The 3,467-nt window shown below is 73.3% G+C and carries 2 protein-coding genes; one reads left to right on the forward strand and one right to left on the reverse strand.

Going from position 1 to position 3,467, the window contains the following annotated elements:
- Positions 1 to 226: 226 nt before the first annotated feature.
- A complete protein-coding gene (locus OSB71_RS24005) occupies positions 227 to 1,765 on the reverse strand; it encodes an MFS transporter (protein ID WP_265950909.1) in 1,539 nt (512 codons plus the stop codon).
- Positions 1,766 to 1,868: 103 nt separating this feature from the next.
- Between OSB71_RS24005 and OSB71_RS24010 the strand changes: the two genes are divergently transcribed.
- Complete coding sequence (locus OSB71_RS24010) at positions 1,869 to 2,753, forward strand: helix-turn-helix transcriptional regulator (protein ID WP_265950910.1); 885 nt, start codon at positions 1,869 to 1,871, stop codon at positions 2,751 to 2,753.
- Positions 2,754 to 3,467 lie beyond the last annotated feature (714 nt).

The raw sequence follows: 3,467 nt of genomic DNA on the forward strand, positions 1-3,467 counted from the left end.
CACCGCACCCCCACCCGGAAGGTGCGCGCGCCAGGTGGGGGTGCCGGTGCACCCCCACCCGCCCGGTGCTGCGCGCGGTGCCGTGCTCCGCTGTCCGGTGCGCGCACCGGCGGTGCGGGAAGAACCGGCACCCAGCGCACCGGTCCGCCACGTGGGGACGGTGTGCGGTGCGACGGGGCAGGGAGATCCTCCCTTCCCGGCGGCGACGCGTCGCCAGGCTCTCCCGTCAGCCCCGTCCCGCTACGGCTTGCTCTTCCCTGCGCTCCTGCGCGGGCTGCTCCCGGACCTCGGTGGTCTGCTCCTGCGGTGCCGGCCTGGGGAGCCAGCGCAGGGCGACCGTTCCGAGGGCGGCGTGCAGAAGGCTCGCCGCGACCACGACGACGTGCAGCCCGGTGACGAACGCGGACTTCGCGTCCTGGATCACGGACGGCAGCAGGGAGGGCAACTGGAGGGTCTCGTCGAGGGTGGGGGCGAGGTCCGGGCCCTGGAGGCGGAAGAGCAGCGCGGCGAGCGAGCCGAGGACCGCGATGCCGAGGGCGTTGCCGATCTCGTTGCTGGTCTCGGCGATCGCGCCGGCCGAGCCCGCCCGCTCCGCGGGGACCGCGCCGACCGCGGTGTCCGCGACGACGGCGAAGGAGATGCCGTATCCGAGTCCGGCGGTCACGGTCGAGGCGATGTACCAGCCGACCCCGCCGGTGACCGTGGTGGGGAGCAGCAGCAACAGGCCGCCCGCGATGGAGAAGTGGCAGACGAGGAGCGCGGTCCGCTTGCCGACGCGTTCGACGACGGCCGGGGTGACGATGCAGGAGATGGTGAGGGCCGCCGCGCCCGGGAGGGCCAGGAGTGCCGCGTGCAGGACGCTCAGGTCCAGTACGGACTGGAGGTAGGTGGCGGAGAGGAACGCCGCCGCCGACCACGCGGCCAGGGGCAGCAGCCCCGTGATGACGGCGATGGTGAAGACGCGGTCGTGGAAGAGGGAGAAGTCGATGAGCGGGCTGTCCAGGTGCCGCTGGCGCACGACGAAGTAGGCCAGTACGGCGATGCCGACGATCAGCGTGGTGATCGGAAGGGCCGAGATGCCGTCGGCGGCCAGGTGCTTGATCGCGTAGATCGTGAGCAGCAGGCCCCCGGCGGAGGCCAGGACGCTGAGCGGGTCGACGCGGCCCGTCCCGCCCGGCCGGACCTCGCGGAGAAGGACCGGTGCGAACACCAGGAACCCGATGATGACGGGGAGGTTGACCAGGAAGACCGAACCCCACCAGAACTGGCCCAGGAGGACGCCGCCGACGACCGGGCCGATGGCGAAACCGGTCGCGAAAGCAGCGGCGAAGATGCCGATGGCCTGGGCCCGGCGCCGGGAGTCGGGGAACAGCTCGCTCAGTACGGCCAGCGCCGAGGGCAGCAGGGTCGCGCCCGCCACGCCCATGAGCGCCCGGCAGGCGATGAGGAGTTCGGGGGTCGGCGCGAACGCGGCCCCGGCCGAGCCGAGTCCGAACACGGTCGCGCCGATCATCAAGAGCCGCAGCCGGCCGTAGCGGTCGCCGATGCTGCCGAAGGCGACCAGCAGGGAGCCGACGGCGAAGCCGTAGACGTCCAGGATCCACAGTGCCTGGTCGGCGGTGGGCGAGAGGACCTGGCTGATCCGGGGCATCGCCAGGAACAGGATCGATCCGTCCATGGAGACGAGGAGGACCGGGCCGAGGACCACCGCGAGCCCGAGCCAGGCCCGCAGCCGGGGTGCGGTGTGCGCGTGCTGTCGAGTCATGGTGCCGACACTCGGGCACGGCGTGGCCGGCAGCCATGCCCCTGGCGTGGGTACACCCGACAGGTACACCCACGGAGCGGGCGGGCCCCGTACGCTCGCATACATGGAGAGCCTCGGGACGTTCCTCAAGAGCCGTCGTGACCGGGTCACTCCGGCTGAGATCGGTCTGCTGACCTACGGCACCTCCCGCCGGGTCTCCGGCCTCAGACGGGAAGAGCTCGCCCAGCTCGCGGGGGTGAGCGCGGGGTACTACACGCGTCTGGAGCAGGGGCAGGCCGAGACCGCCTCCGAGCAGGTGCTCGACGCGCTCGCCCGGGTGCTCCGGCTCGACCAGGTGGAGACCGTCCACCTGCACAACCTCGCCCGGCAGTCGGTGAAGCCCGGTCTGGGCGAACCGCCCCGCGAGGAGCCCCACCCGCGGGTGCTGACCCTCCTGGAGTCACTGGGCGAGGCCACGCCCGCGGTGGTGCTCGGCAGGCGCGGCGACGTCCTCGCGTGGAACCGCACCGGGCACGCGCTGGTCGCCGAGCACATCCCCTTCGAGGCGCCCCGAGATCCAAAGGGGCGGCCGTCGATCCCGAGGATGTTCTTCCTCGACCCGCACACCCGCGAGATGTACCGCAACTGGCCGGATCTCGCCAAGGTCCACGTCGCCTATCTGCGCCTCACCGCGGGCCGCTACCCCACGGACGCCCGGCTCGCCGGGCTGATCGGCGAACTCACCATGCACAGCGCGGACTTCGGCGCGATGTGGGCGACGGGCGACGTCTCCGACTGCACGACGGGGGCCATGCACCTGCAGCACCCCACCGTCGGGGCGGTGAGCGTGGACTACCAGGTGTGGCTCCAGCCCGACAGCCCCGACCACCGCGTCGAGCTCTACACCCCCAACGACGCGACCTCCGCGGACGCGTTGCGCGTGCTGAACCAGCACAGCGGCCGGGGTGACGAGCCGGAGTCGACGACCGCGCGGGCCGAGCAGCGCTGAAGCCACCCGCGCTCCTCCCGGGGGCGCCCGCGAACGAGGTGGGGGCTTCCTGGACGGAAGGAGCGGGTCGACCGTACGCGCAGACGTGCCCCGCGTGCTCAGGCATGCCGGGTCCCGCGTGCTTCGGGGCGTGCGGGGCGCTCAGTTTTCGAACGTCTCACCGACCTTGGTGCGCTCAGCGCGCCGCATCCGCCCCTGCCCCGCTCCGTGTGCGTGTCCCGGTGTCGGTGCGCCCGATGGCGCGCGCCGGCGCGGCAGCCCGCAGGGCAGGGCGTCACGGGCCGCCGCGCGGTGCGGTGCGGTGAGCGCGCTGCGTCGCCGGTGCGGTGGTAGGTGTCGGGGGTGCGCTCCCGGGAAGGGGGCGGGGCCGGGCTGCTGGTGCTGGTCGTGCTGCCGGCGGCAGGCAGGGGCCAGGCCCGTTGGACCATGCACCGGAGACAGCCCTCAGCGCCGTCGGCGTCTTCTTCGACGGCCGCCTTCCGCCGCACGTCAGTAGCCCCCGGGCCAGTTCGTGCGTACCGATCGTTCGGCGAAGCTCGGACCAGCGAGACACTCCGGGCCGGCCTACCGCCACTGGCGTCCGGCCACTGACGGCGACCCGGCACACCGCAGGTGGTCGTCCCGGCCGCCCCGTCGACGACCGCGGGGCTCCGGCAGGCGTCGACAGGGCGGGGGGGCGGGCGGTGGCTCGTTGGGTTCCAGGGGCTCTCGTGG

This window comes from Streptomyces marinisediminis (assembly GCF_026262575.1).
In the GTDB taxonomy this organism is placed as follows: Bacteria; Actinomycetota; Actinomycetes; order Streptomycetales; family Streptomycetaceae; genus Streptomyces; species Streptomyces marinisediminis.

What these genes read in the sequence shown, in the direction of transcription:
- OSB71_RS24005 (WP_265950909.1), bottom strand. Translation starts at nt 1,765, where the DNA reads ATGACTCGACAGCACGCGCACACCGCACCCCGGCTGCGGGCCTGGCTC.
- OSB71_RS24010 (WP_265950910.1), top strand. Translation starts at nt 1,869, where the DNA reads ATGGAGAGCCTCGGGACGTTCCTCAAGAGCCGTCGTGACCGGGTCACT.